At 37.0% G+C, this 16,801-nt stretch carries 19 protein-coding genes; 13 read left to right on the top strand and 6 right to left on the bottom strand.

What is annotated here, in order from left to right:
* Nucleotides 1-39: 39 nt before the first annotated feature.
* Both STRMA_RS02680 and STRMA_RS02685 read right to left on the bottom strand, forming a co-directional pair.
* A complete protein-coding gene (locus STRMA_RS02680) occupies nt 40-393 on the bottom strand; it encodes a DUF1304 domain-containing protein (protein WP_003080138.1) in 354 nt (117 codons plus the stop codon).
* 178 nt (nt 394-571) lie between these two features.
* On the bottom strand, nt 572-1,477 hold the full coding sequence (locus tag STRMA_RS02685) for a LysR family transcriptional regulator (protein ID WP_003080908.1): 906 nt from the start codon (nt 1,475-1,477) through the stop codon (nt 572-574).
* Between the two features lie 253 nt (nt 1,478-1,730).
* Here STRMA_RS02685 and STRMA_RS02690 point away from each other — a divergent pair, with 253 nt between their 5' ends.
* The 8 genes from STRMA_RS02690 (at nt 1,731) to fni (ending at nt 9,150) form a co-directional block, all read left to right on the top strand.
* Nucleotides 1,731-2,738, top strand: coding sequence for a uroporphyrinogen decarboxylase family protein (locus STRMA_RS02690; RefSeq protein ID WP_003079879.1), 1,008 nt, complete (start codon nt 1,731-1,733; stop codon nt 2,736-2,738).
* 27 nt (nt 2,739-2,765) lie between these two features.
* Complete coding sequence (locus STRMA_RS02695) at nt 2,766-3,620, top strand: transporter substrate-binding domain-containing protein (RefSeq protein WP_003082419.1); 855 nt, start codon at nt 2,766-2,768, stop codon at nt 3,618-3,620.
* A gap of 8 nt (nt 3,621-3,628) precedes the next feature.
* The gene (locus STRMA_RS02700; protein WP_003080191.1) at nt 3,629-4,324 is read left to right on the top strand and encodes an amino acid ABC transporter permease; all 696 of its coding nucleotides are present in this window, start codon (nt 3,629-3,631) and stop codon (nt 4,322-4,324) included.
* 8 nt (nt 4,325-4,332) lie between these two features.
* A complete protein-coding gene (locus STRMA_RS02705; RefSeq protein ID WP_003081948.1) occupies nt 4,333-5,007 on the top strand; it encodes an amino acid ABC transporter permease in 675 nt (224 codons plus the stop codon).
* Between the two features lie 9 nt (nt 5,008-5,016).
* Nucleotides 5,017-5,781, top strand: coding sequence for an amino acid ABC transporter ATP-binding protein (locus STRMA_RS02710; protein WP_003079874.1), 765 nt, complete (start codon nt 5,017-5,019; stop codon nt 5,779-5,781).
* 428 nt (nt 5,782-6,209) lie between these two features.
* A complete protein-coding gene (gene mvaD / locus STRMA_RS02715; protein ID WP_003081606.1) occupies nt 6,210-7,142 on the top strand; it encodes a diphosphomevalonate decarboxylase in 933 nt (310 codons plus the stop codon).
* 1 nt (nt 7,143) lies between these two features.
* Nucleotides 7,144-8,142, top strand: a complete 999-nt coding sequence (locus tag STRMA_RS02720; protein WP_003081390.1) for a phosphomevalonate kinase — start codon at nt 7,144-7,146, stop codon at nt 8,140-8,142.
* Between the two features lie 9 nt (nt 8,143-8,151).
* Nucleotides 8,152-9,150 (top strand): type 2 isopentenyl-diphosphate Delta-isomerase, encoded by a 999-nt coding sequence (gene fni / locus STRMA_RS02725; RefSeq protein ID WP_003078944.1) that lies wholly within the window; start codon nt 8,152-8,154, stop codon nt 9,148-9,150.
* Nucleotides 9,151-9,222: 72 nt separating this feature from the next.
* On the opposite strand, the gene trhA is transcribed toward fni, so the two are convergent.
* The 4 genes from trhA to STRMA_RS02745 all read right to left on the bottom strand — a co-directional run bounded on the left by trhA (nt 9,223) and on the right by STRMA_RS02745 (nt 12,878).
* Nucleotides 9,223-9,879 (bottom strand): PAQR family membrane homeostasis protein TrhA, encoded by a 657-nt coding sequence (gene trhA / locus STRMA_RS02730; protein ID WP_003078937.1) that lies wholly within the window; start codon nt 9,877-9,879, stop codon nt 9,223-9,225.
* The gene (locus tag STRMA_RS02735; protein ID WP_003081028.1) at nt 9,848-10,321 is read right to left on the bottom strand and encodes a DUF1836 domain-containing protein; all 474 of its coding nucleotides are present in this window, start codon (nt 10,319-10,321) and stop codon (nt 9,848-9,850) included. Before STRMA_RS02735 ends, trhA begins: the two co-directional genes overlap by 32 nt.
* Nucleotides 10,322-10,431: 110 nt before the next feature.
* Nucleotides 10,432-11,700 (bottom strand): hydroxymethylglutaryl-CoA reductase, degradative, encoded by a 1,269-nt coding sequence (locus tag STRMA_RS02740; protein ID WP_003079188.1) that lies wholly within the window; start codon nt 11,698-11,700, stop codon nt 10,432-10,434.
* 2 nt (nt 11,701-11,702) lie between these two features.
* Entirely contained in the window at nt 11,703-12,878 is a 1,176-nt protein-coding gene (locus STRMA_RS02745; protein ID WP_040841478.1) for a hydroxymethylglutaryl-CoA synthase, read from the bottom strand.
* 164 nt (nt 12,879-13,042) lie between these two features.
* Between STRMA_RS02745 and STRMA_RS02750 the strand changes: the two genes are divergently transcribed.
* The 5 genes from STRMA_RS02750 to yihA all read left to right on the top strand — a co-directional run bounded on the left by STRMA_RS02750 (nt 13,043) and on the right by yihA (nt 16,704).
* Nucleotides 13,043-13,882: a thymidylate synthase gene (locus tag STRMA_RS02750; protein ID WP_003080244.1), complete on the top strand. Its 840-nt coding sequence runs from the start codon at nt 13,043-13,045 to the stop codon at nt 13,880-13,882.
* Nucleotides 13,883-14,138: 256 nt separating this feature from the next.
* Nucleotides 14,139-14,651, top strand: a complete 513-nt coding sequence (locus STRMA_RS02755) for a dihydrofolate reductase (protein WP_040841742.1) — start codon at nt 14,139-14,141, stop codon at nt 14,649-14,651.
* Between the two features lie 17 nt (nt 14,652-14,668).
* On the top strand, nt 14,669-14,839 hold the full coding sequence (locus STRMA_RS09780) for a hypothetical protein (protein ID WP_003080977.1): 171 nt from the start codon (nt 14,669-14,671) through the stop codon (nt 14,837-14,839).
* 21 nt (nt 14,840-14,860) lie between these two features.
* A complete protein-coding gene (gene clpX, locus STRMA_RS02765; protein WP_003082210.1) occupies nt 14,861-16,093 on the top strand; it encodes an ATP-dependent Clp protease ATP-binding subunit ClpX in 1,233 nt (410 codons plus the stop codon).
* A gap of 11 nt (nt 16,094-16,104) precedes the next feature.
* On the top strand, nt 16,105-16,704 hold the full coding sequence (yihA, locus tag STRMA_RS02770; protein ID WP_003081520.1) for a ribosome biogenesis GTP-binding protein YihA/YsxC: 600 nt from the start codon (nt 16,105-16,107) through the stop codon (nt 16,702-16,704).
* The last annotated feature ends 97 nt before the right edge of the window (nt 16,705-16,801 follow it).

Below are 16,801 nucleotides of genomic sequence, written 5' to 3' on the forward strand. Positions count from 1 at the left end.
GATAATAATAGTTCCAAACTCTTCTTTTTTTATCACATTTTACCAAAAGAGATAAAGAATAGCTGCTAAAATAGCCAAGCCGCCCTGCGTTAATAAGATTTTAGGATTGCTGCTGTAAGCTCCGTAAGCGGCAACAAGAATAATATAAATCAAGATTGGTAAAATGATGGCTGCATTAAAAACTAATCCGTAAAACAGACCTAGACCAATGAGGCCATTATAAATCCCTTGATTTTTGAAAAGTGTAGCAATTTCTTTTTCGCCTAATTTTTCTTGAGTCATCCCAAAGACCTGGGCTGTTTTGGCAGACTGTGTTGCCAAAGTTTCCAAATACATAATGTAAAAGAATTCCAAAGCAACCAAAATAACGAGAATCATTTTAATGATTGACATGATAGCCTCCTAAATAGTAATGCTTTAGTATTATAAGATTTGTTAGCGAACTTTGCAAGAAATCAGCTTGATAATAGCGGAAACTTTGCGATAGCTAACCATGCAGACAACAATTTTAGCCTCTTAAATTGCTGACTTTCTCAACAGTTCTATCAAGGAAGCTGGTTATAATGATGGGCTAATGAGCCTTGCTGTATTTTTCCAAGCTGTTTTTAATAGCAGTGATAAATTTCTGAGCGATAATGGTTTCTTGCTTACGCTTATTGCTGACAAAACCAAGGGTATGGGTTTCACTGTTTTTGAGTGGGACTAGGGCGATTTGATCTTTGATAAAACTGTTGACAATACCCAGTCCAGAAGCATAAGCATCAGAACCGCAGAGAATGTTCATGATGGTACCGCGATCATTGCTGTAAAAGACAGACTGATTTTCAGGGATATCAAGCGTATCTTCGTCAAAATGAAGCCCAGATGTTTCCTGTCTGAAACGAACTTGTTTATAATCTTTCAATTGAGACTTTTCAATGACTTTTTGTTTGGCGAGCGGATGCCCTTTTCTCAAGAAAATGCGTGTCGGAAAATTGCCAAGAGGGGTAAAAGCAAGATCATGCTGTTTAAAATAATGTTCTAAAATATGGCGGTTATCGTCGTTAAGATAAAGAATTCCTAAGTCACTTTCAAAATTTAAGACACTTTCTAGAATTTTTTTAGTTGTTGTCTCATTTAGGTGAAAATGCTGGTAGTCACTTTTGAACTTTTCAGCTATTTCAAGAAGCGGAATAGCTAGAAAATCGTAATGATGTGAACTAATCGTAAAACTATTTTTGTAATTAGCATGATAACGTTGCTTTAGCAGATCCACTTCTCCAATGATGCGTTTAGCGTACTTTAGAAAATCATAGCCATCATCAGTTAGCTGTGCTCCTGCATTGGAGCGGAAAAAAAGCTGGACTCCTAATTCATTTTCCAGTTCTTTAATAGCTGAAGAAAGATTGGGCTGTGTGACATACAGCTTTTTGGCAGCTTCGCTAAAAGAGCCTGTACTGGCAATTGCTTGGACATAGCGGCATTGTTGAAAATTCATATATAAACTCCTAAAATCTTTTTGCTATTATAACAAAAGTTAGTTCTAAAAAGCTGTTAAAATCTGATAGAAAAAAAGAAAGAGCTGATAACTTTTTCTTATATCCATCTATTATTTGTCTTTTTACCTTTGTTCACGCTGTTTTTTAGACCGCTATAAATAAAATTTATGGTCTGCCATAAAAAAGATAGATTATACAAGGAGTTTGGGAGATGGTAGGATAAAATCATATTTTACAAAGGAGATGGCTTTTATGGCAAGGAATAAAAAAGAATGGGTTTTAAAAGCTTTTAGAGGTGAAGAAGTAGATCGTGTACCTGTAGGATTTTGGTATCATTTTTTACCCGAGGAAGAATTTGGCCAAGGTCTTGATAACGCTCAGCTATTTGATAAAAATTGGCAAGGGCACCAAAAATTCATTAAAGAAGTAGATCCGGATTTTATTAAAATAATGAGTGATGGTTTTTTTAACTATCCTAATGAACTTATCCATAAGGGTGTTTCTTCTGTAAGAGAATTGGCTAATATAGTTTCCATTGGGGAAAATCACCCTTGGTTTGATCAGCAAGTAGAATTAGTAAAAGCAATTAAACGTACTTTCTCAGAAGATATACTAGCTATTTATAATATTTTTGCCCCAGTGACTTATCTCAAGTGGCAATTGTCTGGTCAGGTGGCGCACGGCGATAGTATTATTGCTCAATTTTTACAGGAAGATGCTAAAACCTTAAAAAAGGTTTTAAATGTGATTGCTGGAGATATTGCTATCTTAGCGAAAAAGATCATTGCAGAAGCAGGAATTGAAGGGATTTATCTCAGTGTCCAGTCTATTCAAGATAGCAAGGTCACCTCTGAAGATTACCGTCATTATATTGCACCTAGTGATTTAGCTATTATTGAAGCAGCACATCAGGCTGATGGATTGACTGTCCTTCACATTTGCGGTTATGAAGGAGCCAGCAATGATATTGAGCTCTTTAAAGATTATCCTGCTCAGGTCTTTAATTGGGCAGTAGGACCAGAAGGCATCAGTCTAGCTCAAGGCCGCAAACTTTTCGGCGGTAAGACTGTCTTGGGAGGCTTTGTTAATACTAAGGACGGCATCCTCTATAAAGGAAGCAAGGAAGAGATACAAGCTCAAGTAAGGAAACTCTTGCAAGAGTCAGGTTCCTTAGCTACTATCATTGGTGCAGATTGTACCATTCCAAGTGATATTGCTTCTGAGCGGATTGCTTGGGTCAAAGAGGCCGTAACTTTGTAAGTCAGATAGAAGAAGGAGATTATTGATATGTCTAAGAAAAAATGGATTGTTGCAGGAGGAGTTCTTGTTCTCCTTGTTGGCGGAACACTTATTGGGCGTTATTTGGCAGGAAATGGCAGCAATGGGAAAGTTACAACTTTAAAAGTAGCACATACTCAAAATTACGCTCCTTATGATTATGTTAATGACAAGGGAGAAAGTACCGGCTATGAAGTAGAAGTTTTGAAAGCTGTTGATAAAAAACTGCCGGATTATAAATTTAAATACACGGGAACAAGCGATGAAGATCTGCTCATTGGCCTTGAATCTGGCAAATATGATATCGGGACTAAAGGAGCCTGGTATACAAAAGAGCGAGCTAAAAAATTTATTTTTCCTAAAGATGCTCTAGGAGCTAGTGTTATTGGTTTTACAATTCGAAAAGATGATAAAAAAAGAATAAAGGATATTGACTCTTTTGCTAAATCGGGTGGAAAGCTGGTTCCTATTTCTCCGCAAAATGCCCAGTGGAATGTCATTGAAGATTATAATAGCAAACATAAGGATAGTCCTATTGCTTTAAAATCGGCAGAAAGTTTTACAGTGGCTGATGCTTATGCCTGGGTTTTGGAAGGACGCTATGATGCTTATTTTGATATCAAATTATCATTTGAACAAGCAGTAAAAGACAAGAAGGGAGCTTATCACAAATATGCAGATAAACTCACCTGGGTTCCTTACAAAGGAATTGAAACCTATCCCCTTATCCATCGGAATAAGGCTAATAAAAAATTTGCGAAAGCTTATGACAAAGCCATTAAAGAATTAAAGAAAGATGGAACCTTGTCAAAACTATCTAAAAAATATTTTGGAGAAAATGTCTTTAATTATGTCACTAAATAGGAGGTTTTATGGTTTCTTATACACCATCTTATGTCTTTAAGTTTTTACCGACTATTTTGGCTGCTCTTCCTGTAACTTTGTGGGTTATTTTTTTGACGGTGCTTTTAGGTTCCTTGTTGGGAGCAGGACTAGCTTGGGTGCAGGTGAGTTTTAAAAGCAGAGGCTGGGTAAACGTTGCTAGGACTTATGTCTTTGTCTTAAGATGCACCCCGCCGATTGTCTTGCTTTTTCTTGTCTTTTATGGACTGCCTAAATTTTTAGCGTGGTGGCTTCATTTAGAGGCCGATGATTGGTCACGGACCATTTTTGTCATTGTAACTATGGTTTTACTGTTTGCTGCTTCTATCTCAGAAGTTTTTAAATCAGCCTATTTAGCTGTTCCCAAAGGACAGCTAGAGGCAGGCCTCAGTGTTGGTATGACTGGTTTTCAAACTTTTATTCGAATTCTCTTGCCGCAGGCTTTTAAAATCGCCCTGCCTAATATAACAACTGCTATTTTAAATTTGATGAAAGATACAGCTTTAGCTTATACAATTGGTTTGGTAGATGTCATGGGAGCAGGAAATCTCCTCATCAGCCGAAATTTAGGCAATTACTCTTTGGAAACATATACAGCAGTTGCGTTTATCTATTGGGGGATTGCCTTGGTTTTAGCGCTGGTATCCTATTTTATGGAACATGGTTTCAATAAAGGAAATGTCTAGGAGGTCGTATGGATTTTTCGTATATTTTACAAACTTTTTGGCTCTCCTTAAAGGGCATTCCTGTTACTTTGTCTATTATGGCCGTCTCGCTCTTATTAAGTTTTCTGCCAGCTCTCTTTTTAGCTCTGGGGAGAATTTATAAGGTAAAGGGTGTGACAGTTTTTTCTGTTGTTTATCTGGCATTTATTAGGGCAACGCCGCCTATTCTTTTGATACTCTTTTTTTACAGCCTTTTGCCTAGTGTTTTAAATACTATTTTAAAATCAAGCGGTCTGAATATTTTTAAACTAAACCCTATTTTTTATGCCTTTATTATTTTTAGCTTGATGGCAACAGGCAGTCTATCGGAGATTTTACGCTCAGCTATTTTAACGGTTGACAAAGGACAGCTAGAAGCAGCTCAATCTATTGGTTTAACAACAAGCCAAAGTTACCTTAGAATTGTCTTTCCCCAGGCTTTAAAGTCTGCTCTTCCAAATCTTTGCAATTTGGTCATTAATATTGTCAAAGGGACATCCTTAGTTTTTGTCATGACTGTTAAAGATATTACGGCCATTGCCAAGGTTGAAGCAGCTCATGGTTACCAATATTTTGAATCTTATCTTGTTATTTTCATTATTTATATTATCATTTGCGGTTTGATTCAGTGGGCTTTTTCAGCTTTGGAGAAGCGTTTTGTTTAAGGAGAATAAATGTTAGAAATTAAAAATTTATCAAAACGATTTGGAGATAAACTTGTTCTTGAAGATGTTAGTTTAACAGTTGACAAAGGAGATGTTGTCGTTATTTTAGGTCCTAGCGGGTCAGGGAAAACAACTTTTTTGCGCTGCCTTAATCATTTAGAAAAAGCAGACCAGGGACAATTAACTTTAGATAAGCAATCTTACGATTTAGCAGATCTTAGTCGCAAAGAAATTTTGACTATTCGACAAAAGACGGCCTTTGTTTTTCAGCATTATAATCTTTTTGCTAATAAAACAGCTCTTGAAAATATTTTAGAAGGGCTTGTTGTTGCCAGAAAGATTCCTAAAGCTGAGGCAGAAAAGACAGCCCTAGAGGCCTTGGAAAAGGTAGGTTTGCTTAGTTATAAGGACTATTACCCTAGTCAGCTTTCTGGCGGTCAAAAGCAACGGATAGGGATTGCACGCGCCATTGCTGTTAAACCTGATCTTATCTTTTTTGATGAACCAACATCGGCGCTTGACCCTGAATTGATAGGTGATGTTTTGGGTGTCATGAAACAATTGGCTAAGGAAGGCATTACCATGATTGTGGTTACGCATGAAATGAGTTTTGCTAAAGATGTTGCTAACCATGTTGTTTTTATGGATGGCGGTCATATTATTGAAGAAGCATCTCCAAAAGAATTCTTTTCAAAACCTAAAGAAGAAAGAACACGTCGCTTTTTGGCTCGCATTTTATCGGATGACAGTTATTCAGTTGATTACATTTTATAGATTTTGGCTTGTTTGGAGGATTAAGGTCTGTTAAAAAGGGCGGTAAAGTAAGAATGAGCTGGAAAATGAGGCCGGGATAAAGTCCTTGGTCTCATTTGATTTTTTCTGATCTATTGCAAGACGCAAAAGGAGGGAGTAAAACAGTCCTGTGGGCTGTTTAAGATCAGCAAATCCTCGTTTCTACTTGCTGAAAATCGAAGACTTCGTCTGATCGTTTTTGGCTCGCTCCTATTTTCTTCTGTCTCAAGGTCGCTTTTTTCTCTTATTTATATTACAATAAATAGGAATGTAACAATTAATATTCTTTGAAAATCTCTTCAAACGACGTCAGCGTCACCTTGCCCTAGCTTAGTACTGCCTGCGGCTAGCTTCCTAGTTTGCTTTTTGATTTTCATTGAGTATAAATATAAATAAAAGGAGCTTGGAAGGTGAGCCAACAAACAATTAGTGTAAAATCTTATGCTAATATTGCTATTATTAAATATTGGGGGAAAAAAGATGCGGTAAAAATGATACCTGCAACCAGCAGCATTTCTTTAACATTGGAAAATATGTATACTGAAACAAAACTTTCTTCTTTAAAGGAGGCTAAAGCTGATAAATTTTATATTAATGGTGTTTTGCAAAATCAGGAAGAACAGGCTAAAATCTCTAAAATTCTTGATCTTTTTAGAAAAGAAGAACCTATTTTTCTAAAAATAGAGACAAAAAATAATATGCCGACAGCTGCAGGCCTGTCTTCAAGTTCCAGTGGGCTGTCAGCCCTAATTAAAGCAGCAGATATCTTTTTTGAGACGCAGCTCAGCCAAAGAGAGCTGGCACAAATGGCAAAATTTGCTTCAGGATCTGCTTCACGCTCTTTTTTTGGTCCTTTGACTGCCTGGGATAAAGATTCTGGAGAGATCTATCCAGTGCAGACCGATTTAAAATTAGCGATGATTATACTGGTTTTGGACGCTGCCAAAAAGCCTATTTCCAGCCGTGAAGGGATGAGAATCTGCTCGGAGACCTCAGCTGTTTTTGATGATTGGGTAAAACAGTCAGAAAAAGATTATTCTGCCATGCTTACTTATCTTAAAAATAATGATTTTAAAAATGTTGGTGAATTGGCAGAAGCAAATGCTCTTGCGATGCATGCGACAACGAAAGCAGCTAGACCGCCATTTTCTTATTTGACGAAAGCTTCCTATAAAGCTATGGACAAGGTAAGAGAATTACGCCAGCAAGGGGAAAGATGCTATTTTACAATGGATGCAGGCCCTAATGTCAAAATCTTATGCTTAGAAGAAGACTTAGAGCACTTATCTGCCTTTTTTGCCCGCGATTATCAGATCATTGTTTCTAAAGCAAAGGAATTGTAAAATGAATGAGAAAATTCAGGTGCAAGCAGGTGGTAAATTATATATTGCAGGTGAGTATGCAGTATTAACACCGGGTCAGTCAGCTATTATTAAAAATATTCCCATTTATATGAATGCTGAAATCAAGTTAGCGCAGTCTATTTCCATTTGGTCTGATATGTTTAACTACAGTACGGATATGTCAAAAGATTCCAACTATGCATTGATTCAGGATACTATCGCTGCCTTTGCTGAATTTCTAGGAAAAAAAGTATCTGACCTTCAGCCTTTTACCTTGGAAATTAGAGGAAAACTAGAAGAAAAAGGTAAGAAGTACGGTATCGGATCTAGCGGAAGTGTTACCGTTTTAACCTTAAAAGCTCTTTTAGCTTTTTATCATCTTCATTTGTCTAAAGATACTATTTTTAAATTAGCTTCTTATGTGTTGATCAAAAGGGGAGACAATGGCTCAATGGGCGATCTTGCCTGTATTATTTATGACGATTTGGTATATTTTACATCTTTTGACCGCGATCTTATCAGAAAATGGATCGCTTCAGAAACTCTGGAGAAACTCTTAAAAAGAGAGTGGGGGTATGAAATTTTTGTCCTGAAAACGGATATCAACTGTGACTTTCTTGTAGGCTGGACGAAGCAGCCTTCTATTTCTAAAGATATGATCGACTATGTCAAAACAGCCATCAGCCAAAAATTTCTAATCCAAACACAAAACCATCTTAACTGTCTAAAGACAGCATTTTTAGCTGCTGACAAAAAGACGATAAAAAAAGAGCTTGAAGCAGTATCAGACCTTCTTTTAAATCTCAGTCCTGTTATTTATAATGAAAAATTGCTGCAACTAAAAAGGGCCAGCTATGGTTTAGACATCGTAGCAAAATCATCTGGTTCAGGCGGCGGAGACTGCGGTATTGCCTTGTCATTTAATGAAAAAGACAGTCAAACGATTATTGAACGCTGGCAAGAAGCTGGAATTGAATTACTTTATCAAGAAAAATTATAGGAAGAATATATGACAAACCGAAAAGACGAACATCTGAAACATGCTTTAAGCTATCATTCACCATACAATAGTTTTGATGATATGGAGCTGATTCATCATTCTTTGCCAGACTATGACCTTTCTGATATTGATTTATCAACACATTTTGCGGGCTATGACTTTGACTTTCCTTTTTATATTAATGCTATGACCGGCGGCAGCCAAAAAGGTAAAGAAATCAATGACAAATTGGCACAAGTAGCAGAAGCTTGCGGCCTTCTTTTTATAACAGGATCTTATAGTGCAGCTCTTACAAATCCAAATGATCTTTCTTATCAAATGAAACATGATAGACCACATTTACTGTTGGCAACTAATATTGGTCTTGATAAAAGCTACCAAGCTGGTTTGCAAGCCGTTTCTGACTTACAGCCCTTATTTCTTCAGCTGCATGTTAATCTTATGCAGGAATTGCTTATGCCGGAAGGAGAAAGAACATTTAAAAACTGGAAAAAGAATCTGGCTGCTTATGTGAAACATCTTACTGTTCCTCTTATTCTTAAAGAAGTTGGCTTTGGTATGGATATAAAAACGATAGCATTAGCTGCTGATTTAGGGATTAGAACTTTTGATATCTCTGGACGCGGTGGTACTAGCTTTGCTTATATTGAAAATAAGCGCAGTGGGAGTGATCGAGCTTATTTGAATGAATGGGGACAGACTACCGCCCAGGTTCTGTTAAAGGCTCAGGCTTACTGTGATAAAGTAGAAATACTGGCCAGCGGCGGTATCAGGCATCCTCTGGATATGGTGAAAGCCTTGGTTCTTGGAGCTAAAGCTGTTGGTTTATCAAGAACGATGCTAGCATTGCTTGAAAAATATCCTGTTTCAGAAGTAATTGCTATTATGAATGGTTGGAAAGAAGACCTTCGTATTATCATGTGTGCCTTAAATTGTAAAACAATTGCAGAACTAAAGAATGCTGACTATATCTTATATGGCCGTTTAAGAGAGGCACAAAGCCAATAACAAAATAGTAAAAATGAACTGTTCCAAAATAGAAACTCTAATGATGGAACAGTTCATTTTTTATACTCATTTTTATAACATATAATAAACAATAGCAACATACTGTAAGGCAGAAGCCAGTAAGATAAAGAGGTGCCATATCATGTGGAAATACGGTTTCTTCTTCGCATAAAAGAAGGCTCCGACCGTATAGGATAGGCCGCCTCCTAACATCAAAAGCCAAAAGGCCAGACCAGTTTTACTAATGATAGCAGGAATAATGAAGATAACCAGCCAGCCCATTAAAAGGTAAAGGAAGAGGCTGAACCTATCATTGATTTTTTTCGCAAAGATTTTATATAAAATGCCAAAAATAGTTGTTCCCCACTGTAAGAAGATAATGACATATCCCAGCCAGCCACCGACTAATGACAGAGCAACGGGCGTATAGCTTCCTGCAATGGCGATATAAATCATGCTGTGGTCAATAATTCTCAGCACATACTTTTGGGGAGAGTCATAAGTCATAGCATGATAAACAGTGGATGAGAGAAACATTAAAAATAAACTGATGACGAAGATAGCCATGCCAACCGAGGCAGCTATCCCAAAATTGTGATAGCTGTAAATAGCGGTGATTGGCAGTAAAATAAGCATCAGAACAGCACCGACAGCATGAGTGACGCTGTTTGCTACCTCTTCGCCAAATGTTAGCTGTTTACTCAGTTTTAAGCTGTGTGTTGGGCTCATTTTCTTGATTTCCTTCCAGTTCTAACACCAGTTGGTGTGTTTTATGATAAAGTTTAAGTGTCTGGCAAGCTGTTACAATGACTTGCGGAATGTTTTCTGATGGCTCATCGTTCATGCAGGCTACAAAAGCATTGTACATTGCTTGTGACTGTTGATTTTGAGTCAATATAGCTAGTGTCTGGCTGATTTCCTGAATGGCAAAGACATTTTTTAAGCTGGTAATAACGATCAAACGTGCGATCTGCTGACGGCTGTATTTCTTTTTAAGAGGTTTTTCGATATGGCCGTGTTTAACATAATTATTGATCATAGAAGCTGTCAAGCCTTTATCATTGGAGTTAGCAGAAGTGCTGGTTAACTGATTAACATAAAGCAGTACTTGATCCAAGTATAAATCAAGTTCTGGTAACTGATCCCATTTAGGAAAGACCCTAGTGCTCAAATTATCAACTCCTTTTAATCTAGTCTTTATAACTAGATTATATATTTATCATAAATGAATGTCAAGAAGAAACTGAAATGTTGTGTTATTAAAAAAGAACTAATCTCGTTTTAGTTCTTTTTTTCTTTAAGTGATTTTAAAATGAGTGTTGCTGTTTCTAGATTCATATGCTTCTCTTTTAGCAGCTGTGAAACGACAGAGTCAATTTCTTTTTCTTCAGCCCCAGCTAACAGTGCCAGCGATTTGGCTTGTAATTTCATATGACCGGCTTGTATACCTGTACTTGTTAAGGCTTTAAGTGCTGCAAAATTTTGAGCCAATCCTACAGAAACGATGATAGAAGCCAACTCTTTGGCTGAAGGGTATCCTAAGATCTCATGAGCTATTTGTACTGTCGGATTTAAACCAATAGAACCTCCCTTTGTGGCAATTGGCATGGGGAGAGTTAACGCTCCTCTTAGAACACTTGCATCTTTGTCATATTGCCAAGTAGATAACCCTTTATAACTTCCTGTCTGATTTGCATAAGCATGTCCAGCAGCTTCAATAGCCCGCCAGTCATTTCCAGTAGCAAGGACAACAGCATCAATACCATTAAAAATACCTTTATTGTGGGTACTAGCACGGTAAAGATCAGCTTGGGCCAGTTGACTGGCTAATTCCATTTTTTGAGCTAATTTTTTGGCTTCTGTCTTGTCTCGGCTCAAAAAACGAAGGTCTATTTGACATTGAGCTGTTACTAATGATTCTGTGGCATAATTGGAAAGAATAGCCATGAGCTTCTGCCCGCCAGTTAGCTTTTCTAAAGGGTGAGCGATAGCCTCCATCATCGTATTGACGATATTAGCTCCCATAGCTTCTTGAGTATCTACTGTTAGGTAAATGATGAGAAAATCTTCTTTGATTGTTACGTTTAGCTCCCTTGCCCCGCCGCCGCGTTTAACAATGGAAGGGTAAGCGTCGTTAGCAAGCGCTAGCAGATGTTGCTTTTTATCTAAAATGATTTGTTTAGCTTTGTTTTTATCCAAAATATCATAAAGAGCCACTTGCCCAATCATTTGGCGATTATGGATGGTTGTTTTAAAACCGTTTGATTTTCTAATAATTTTAGCTGCAAAACTAGCAGCAGCTGTAACAGATGGTTCTTCTGTTACAAAAGGGACTTGATAGTCATGACCGTCAATAAGAAAATCAGGAGCTAAAGCAAAAGGGAGAGAAAGTGTCCCTAAAACATTTTCGGCCATTTGATTGGCTATGTTAAGAGGGAGCTGTTCATTCTGGTCTAGCTTATTTAGGCTCTTTTGATCAAGTAATTGATTTGTTCTAAGCTGATCCAGACGTTCAGAAATTGATTTTTTTGAAAAACCAGTCCAATTCATTTTTACTTATCCTTCACTCTTTTATAAATGCGCTGATGATTTTTGATACCTGATAAATAAAATGGCCCAGTCCGGTAGAAGTCAAGATAGGCATTTCCTTTAGCATCTAATTCTATTTCTTCAAAGAAAAGTTTTTCATAATCAAATACAGTAAGCTGTATGCGATTATCCAGTTCTTTTATGTGGCTTGTCTGTATTTGCTTTTGGAAGCCTTCAGCAAGCCGCGCGCTGAAAATCTCACAAACAGCTCCGCTGCCATAGCTAAAAAATCCGATAGTATCTCCTGCCCGCAGTGTCTGGCTGTTTTCTAGCATAGAAAGCAGTCCGAGATAGAGAGAACCAGTATAGATATTGCCGATTTGGCGGCTGTAGATGATAGAGTCTTGGAAATGTTTCAACAATTGTTCTTTATGACTAGCAGAAACAGTTTCGCTAATTAGCTTTTTAAGTCCTTTAAAAGCTAATTTAGGAAATGGGATATGAAAGCAAAAGGCAGCAAAATCAGATATTTTAAAACCTGTTTGTTTCTGATATTCTCTCCAAGTCGTTTTTAGAGAGTCAAGATATTGTTTTGTTGAATACATTCCATTGACAAAAGGTGTTGTTGAATAATTAGGACGCCAAAAATCCATTACATCGCGTGTTTGCGCTAGATTATCATCAGTTAGTATCAAAATGCTTGGATTGCTTGTTATTAGCATAGCGACAGCACCAGAGCCCTGCGTGGACTCTCCTGAGCTTTTAATACCATATTTTGCAATATCACTGGCAACAACTAAGACACGGGATTCAGGATGTTTTTCCACATGCAGTTTAGCATAATTAAGAGCTGCGGTAGCGCTATAGCAAGCTTCTTTCATTTCAATAGAACGTGCAAAGGGCTGAATCCCTAGTAGACTGTGCAGATAAACAGCTCCGGCCTTGCTTTGATCAATGCTTGATTCTGTTGCAAGAATGACCATATCGATCTTTTCTTTATCCTCATCATTTAAAATCTTTTCTGCAGCAGAAGCGCCTAATGTAATGATATCTTCTGTGGGAGGAGTAATACTCAGAGCATCTAACATCAGTCCCTTACTAAATTTTTCAGGATCTTCCTTTCGAGCATCAGCCAAGTCATCCATTTTTAAAACATATTGGCCAGTTGCAAAGGCTATTTTATCAATTCCAATTGTCATAATCTTTCCTTCTTTTAACATATTTGGTTCAATGTCATAGCTATTTTATCATAATTTAAAGTAAAGGTAATTAATAAACTTTGATCAGCCAAAAGGAAATAATAAGTCTTTTTTTTGGGACCTATGTTATAATAATCTGAAAAAGCAGAAAAAGAAGGAGAATCATGACAAAAGCTGATTATATTTTTAAAGAAAATATTCAAAAAATTCTTGCTGAAGGATCTTGGAGCGAGCAAGCTCGGCCAAAATATAGAAACGGCCAGACAGCTAATTCCAAATATATAACTGGCTCTTTTGCTGAATACGATTTAGCAAAGGGAGAATTTCCTATTACAACGCTTCGGCCTATCGCCATTAAATCTGCTATTAAAGAGGTCCTGTGGATCTATCAGGATCAATCAAACAGTCTTGATATCTTAGAAGATAAATATAATGTCCATTATTGGAATGACTGGGAAGTCGAAAATACACGGACAATTGGCCAACGTTATGGAGCTATTGTCAAAAAGCATGATATTATGAATAAAATTCTCAAACAGTTGGCAGAAAACCCATGGAATCGCCGCAATGTTATTTCACTCTGGGACTATGAGGCTTTCGAAAATTCTGCAGGACTTTTGCCATGCGCTTTTCAGACCATGTTTGATGTCCGCCGCGTAGACGGTGATATTTATCTGGATGCTACACTGACACAGCGTTCAAATGATATGCTTGTTGCTCACCATATCAATGCGATGCAGTATGTGGCTTTGCAAATGATGGTTGCTAAACATTTTGGCTGGAAATTGGGAAAATTTTTCTATTTTGTCAACAATCTCCATATCTATGACAACCAATTTGAACAAGCAGAAGAGTTATTGCGACGAGAGCCGGTAATTTGCCAACCTCATTTGGTTTTAAATGTCCCAGACAAAACAAATTTCTTTAGTATTAAACCTGAAGATTTTGAATTATTAGATTATAAACCGGTAAAACCACAATTAAAATTTGACTTAGCTATTTAATTTTACTGTTTTTTTATGAGAGTCAGCTTTGACTCTTTTTATAATTTAAAAGAGTAGGAATTGGCTGGCATATGTAACACACTTGCCTTATATCTCAAAAACTGTAAATCATCAGAAGAAGACGTTCAAAAAATCAAGCGGGATTGATTGGAACAAATAGAAAAAGATTTCAAGAAAAAATGAGAAAAAAGATTTAAAAAGCACATTTGATTTTTTTCAATGCATTTTTTTAAGAAATTTGTTAGAATAAATGAGTATGAATGATAGTCAAAAAAAGAGAATTGTTGCTATCTGGGCAGAAGACAGCCATCACTTAATTGGTGTTCAAGGAAAACTGCCTTGGCATTTGCCAAAGGAATTAAAACATTTTAAAGAAACAACCATGAATCAGGCTTTATTAATGGGACGGGTTACTTTTGATGGCATGAATCGCCGCATTTTACCTGGACGTGATACGCTTGTTTTAACACGTGATCCTCAGTTTAAGGCAGAAGGTGTTACAGCTGTTCATAGTGTTAAGGAAGCTCTTTCTTGGTTTAGGCAACAAGATAAAACGTTATTTATTGTGGGTGGGGCAAGCATTTATAAGGCCTTTGAAAATTATTATGACGAGATTATTAGAACTTCTGTTCAAGGACAGTTTGAAGGAGATACTTATTTTCCATCTATAGATCTGTCACATTTTCAAAAAATTTCGCAACGTTTTTTTGAAAGGGATGAACAAAATGCTTATGATTTCACTGTCGCTGTATTTAAGAAAAAGGAATGAGGAGACTACCTAGGGTCATGCAAAGAAGTATTTTTGGGGTTTTTACAGCCTTTTTGTTCGTTATTTGTATTTTATGTGCAATTCCGGCATTTAAGAAAAACCGTTATGGCTTAGGAACATTCTTTTTGTTAAATGCTTTTACTAATATTGTTAATACTATCCATGCTTTTTATGGAACATTATTTTAAAATTAGAAATTAGAGGGAAAAATGGCTGGAAATAGAACTAATGATGTCACAGTACACTGTTCATTTTGTGGTAAAAACCAAGATGAAGTCAAAAAAATCATTGCAGGAAACGGTGTGTTTATCTGTAATGAATGTGTTGAGTTATCCCAAGAAATTATCCGTGAAGAATTGGCAGAAGATATCCTAGCTGATCTGTCAGAGGTTCCTAAACCTAAGGAGCTGCTGGATATTTTAGATAGCTATGTTATCGGCCAAGATCGAGCAAAACGCGCTTTAGCAGTAGCAGTTTATAACCACTACAAACGTATCAGCTTTACAGAAAGCCAAGAAGAAGACGATGTTGATTTGCAAAAATCAAATATCTTAATGATTGGCCCAACGGGTTCTGGCAAGACTTTTTTAGCTCAAACGTTAGCTAAAAGCCTTAACGTACCTTTTGCTATCGCTGATGCAACAGCTCTGACTGAAGCAGGCTATGTTGGAGAAGATGTCGAAAATATTCTTTTGAAATTGATTCAAGCAGCAGATTATAATATTGAACGTGCAGAACGCGGTATTATCTATGTGGATGAAATTGATAAGATAGCTAAAAAAGGCGAAAATGTTTCCATTACACGTGATGTCTCCGGCGAAGGCGTTCAGCAAGCTCTATTAAAAATTATTGAAGGTACTGTAGCCAGTGTCCCTCCTCAAGGCGGACGCAAGCACCCACAGCAAGAGATGATTCAGATTGATACAAAAAATATTCTCTTTATCGTTGGCGGTGCCTTTGATGGTATTGAAGAGATTGTCAAACAGCGTTTGGGAGAAAAAATTATTGGATTTGGTCAGAATAGTAAAAAGATTGATGAAAAATCTTCTTATATGCAAGAAATTATTTCTGAAGACATCCAAAAGTTTGGACTAATTCCTGAATTTATTGGCCGCCTGCCTGTTTTAGCAGCGCTGGAGCAGTTAACTGTTGAGGATTTGGTGCGTATTTTAACAGAACCTAAAAATGCTTTGGTAAAACAATATAAAACGCTCTTATCCTATGATGGTGTCGAGTTGGAATTTGACCAGGAAGCTCTTGAGGCCATCGCACAAAAAGCCATCGAACGAAAAACTGGAGCACGCGGACTTAGATCTATAATTGAAGAAACAATGCTTGATTTGATGTTTGAAATCCCAAGTCAGGAAGAAGTGACGCATGTTCGGATAACGAAAGCGGCAGTCGAAGGTAATGATAAACCTATTCTTGAGACGGCGTCTTAAGGAGGCCTTTTATGGAGACCAGTATCTTAAATACACACAATGCTTCTATTTTACTCAGTGCAGCTCAAAAAAGTCACTATCCGCAGGATGATCTGCCTGAGATTGCTTTAGCTGGCCGCTCAAATGTTGGTAAATCAAGTTTTATTAATACGCTATTAGGGCGCAAAAACTTGGCACGGACATCCAGTAAGCCTGGTAAGACACAATTACTAAATTTTTATAATATTGATGATAAGCTGCGCTTTGTAGATGTTCCCGGTTATGGCTATGCCAGAGTTTCTAAAAAAGAACGTGCCAAATGGGGAAAGATGATTGAGGATTATCTGACCAGCCGTGAAAATTTACGAGCTGTGGTGAGCCTTATTGATTTTCGTCATGATCCAAGTGCTGATGATGTCCAAATGTATGACTTCTTAAAATACTATGACCTTCCTGTCATTTTAGTGGCTACCAAAGCAGATAAAGTGTCGCGTGGCAGATGGCATAAATATGAAGCTTTGGCTAAGAAGAAATTGCATTTTGATGATAAGACCGACAAGTTTATTATTTTTTCGTCAATAAATCAAACAGGTTTAGATGAATCATGGGATGCTATTTTAGAATATCTATAAAAAGGTTAGAGAGGAAAAAGTTCTAACCTTTTAAGTTTCTAATCAGCTCTTTAGTAAGGATTAAGTCCTCAGAAAATATTTTCTGAGGACTTTTTTT

The organism is Streptococcus macacae NCTC 11558, assembly GCF_000187995.2.
Classification (GTDB): domain Bacteria; phylum Bacillota; class Bacilli; order Lactobacillales; family Streptococcaceae; genus Streptococcus; species Streptococcus macacae.

Bases quoted from the DNA above. Each gene is read 5' to 3' on its own strand.
- trhA (WP_003078937.1), bottom strand. From the start codon at position 9,879: ATGAGCCCAACACACAGCTTAAAACTGAGTAAACAGCTAACATTTGGC.
- STRMA_RS02690 (WP_003079879.1), top strand. From the start codon at position 1,731: ATGGCAAGGAATAAAAAAGAATGGGTTTTAAAAGCTTTTAGAGGTGAA.
- yihA (WP_003081520.1), top strand. From the start codon at position 16,105: ATGGAGACCAGTATCTTAAATACACACAATGCTTCTATTTTACTCAGT.
- STRMA_RS02720 (WP_003081390.1), top strand. From the start codon at position 7,144: ATGAATGAGAAAATTCAGGTGCAAGCAGGTGGTAAATTATATATTGCA.
- STRMA_RS02710 (WP_003079874.1), top strand. From the start codon at position 5,017: ATGTTAGAAATTAAAAATTTATCAAAACGATTTGGAGATAAACTTGTT.
- fni (WP_003078944.1), top strand. From the start codon at position 8,152: ATGACAAACCGAAAAGACGAACATCTGAAACATGCTTTAAGCTATCAT.
- STRMA_RS02685 (WP_003080908.1), bottom strand. From the start codon at position 1,477: ATGAATTTTCAACAATGCCGCTATGTCCAAGCAATTGCCAGTACAGGC.
- STRMA_RS02695 (WP_003082419.1), top strand. From the start codon at position 2,766: ATGTCTAAGAAAAAATGGATTGTTGCAGGAGGAGTTCTTGTTCTCCTT.
- STRMA_RS09780 (WP_003080977.1), top strand. From the start codon at position 14,669: ATGCAAAGAAGTATTTTTGGGGTTTTTACAGCCTTTTTGTTCGTTATT.
- STRMA_RS02680 (WP_003080138.1), bottom strand. From the start codon at position 393: ATGTCAATCATTAAAATGATTCTCGTTATTTTGGTTGCTTTGGAATTC.
- STRMA_RS02745 (WP_040841478.1), bottom strand. From the start codon at position 12,878: ATGACAATTGGAATTGATAAAATAGCCTTTGCAACTGGCCAATATGTT.
- STRMA_RS02700 (WP_003080191.1), top strand. From the start codon at position 3,629: ATGGTTTCTTATACACCATCTTATGTCTTTAAGTTTTTACCGACTATT.
- STRMA_RS02705 (WP_003081948.1), top strand. From the start codon at position 4,333: ATGGATTTTTCGTATATTTTACAAACTTTTTGGCTCTCCTTAAAGGGC.
- STRMA_RS02755 (WP_040841742.1), top strand. From the start codon at position 14,139: ATGAATGATAGTCAAAAAAAGAGAATTGTTGCTATCTGGGCAGAAGAC.
- clpX (WP_003082210.1), top strand. From the start codon at position 14,861: ATGGCTGGAAATAGAACTAATGATGTCACAGTACACTGTTCATTTTGT.
- STRMA_RS02740 (WP_003079188.1), bottom strand. From the start codon at position 11,700: ATGAATTGGACTGGTTTTTCAAAAAAATCAATTTCTGAACGTCTGGAT.
- STRMA_RS02750 (WP_003080244.1), top strand. From the start codon at position 13,043: ATGACAAAAGCTGATTATATTTTTAAAGAAAATATTCAAAAAATTCTT.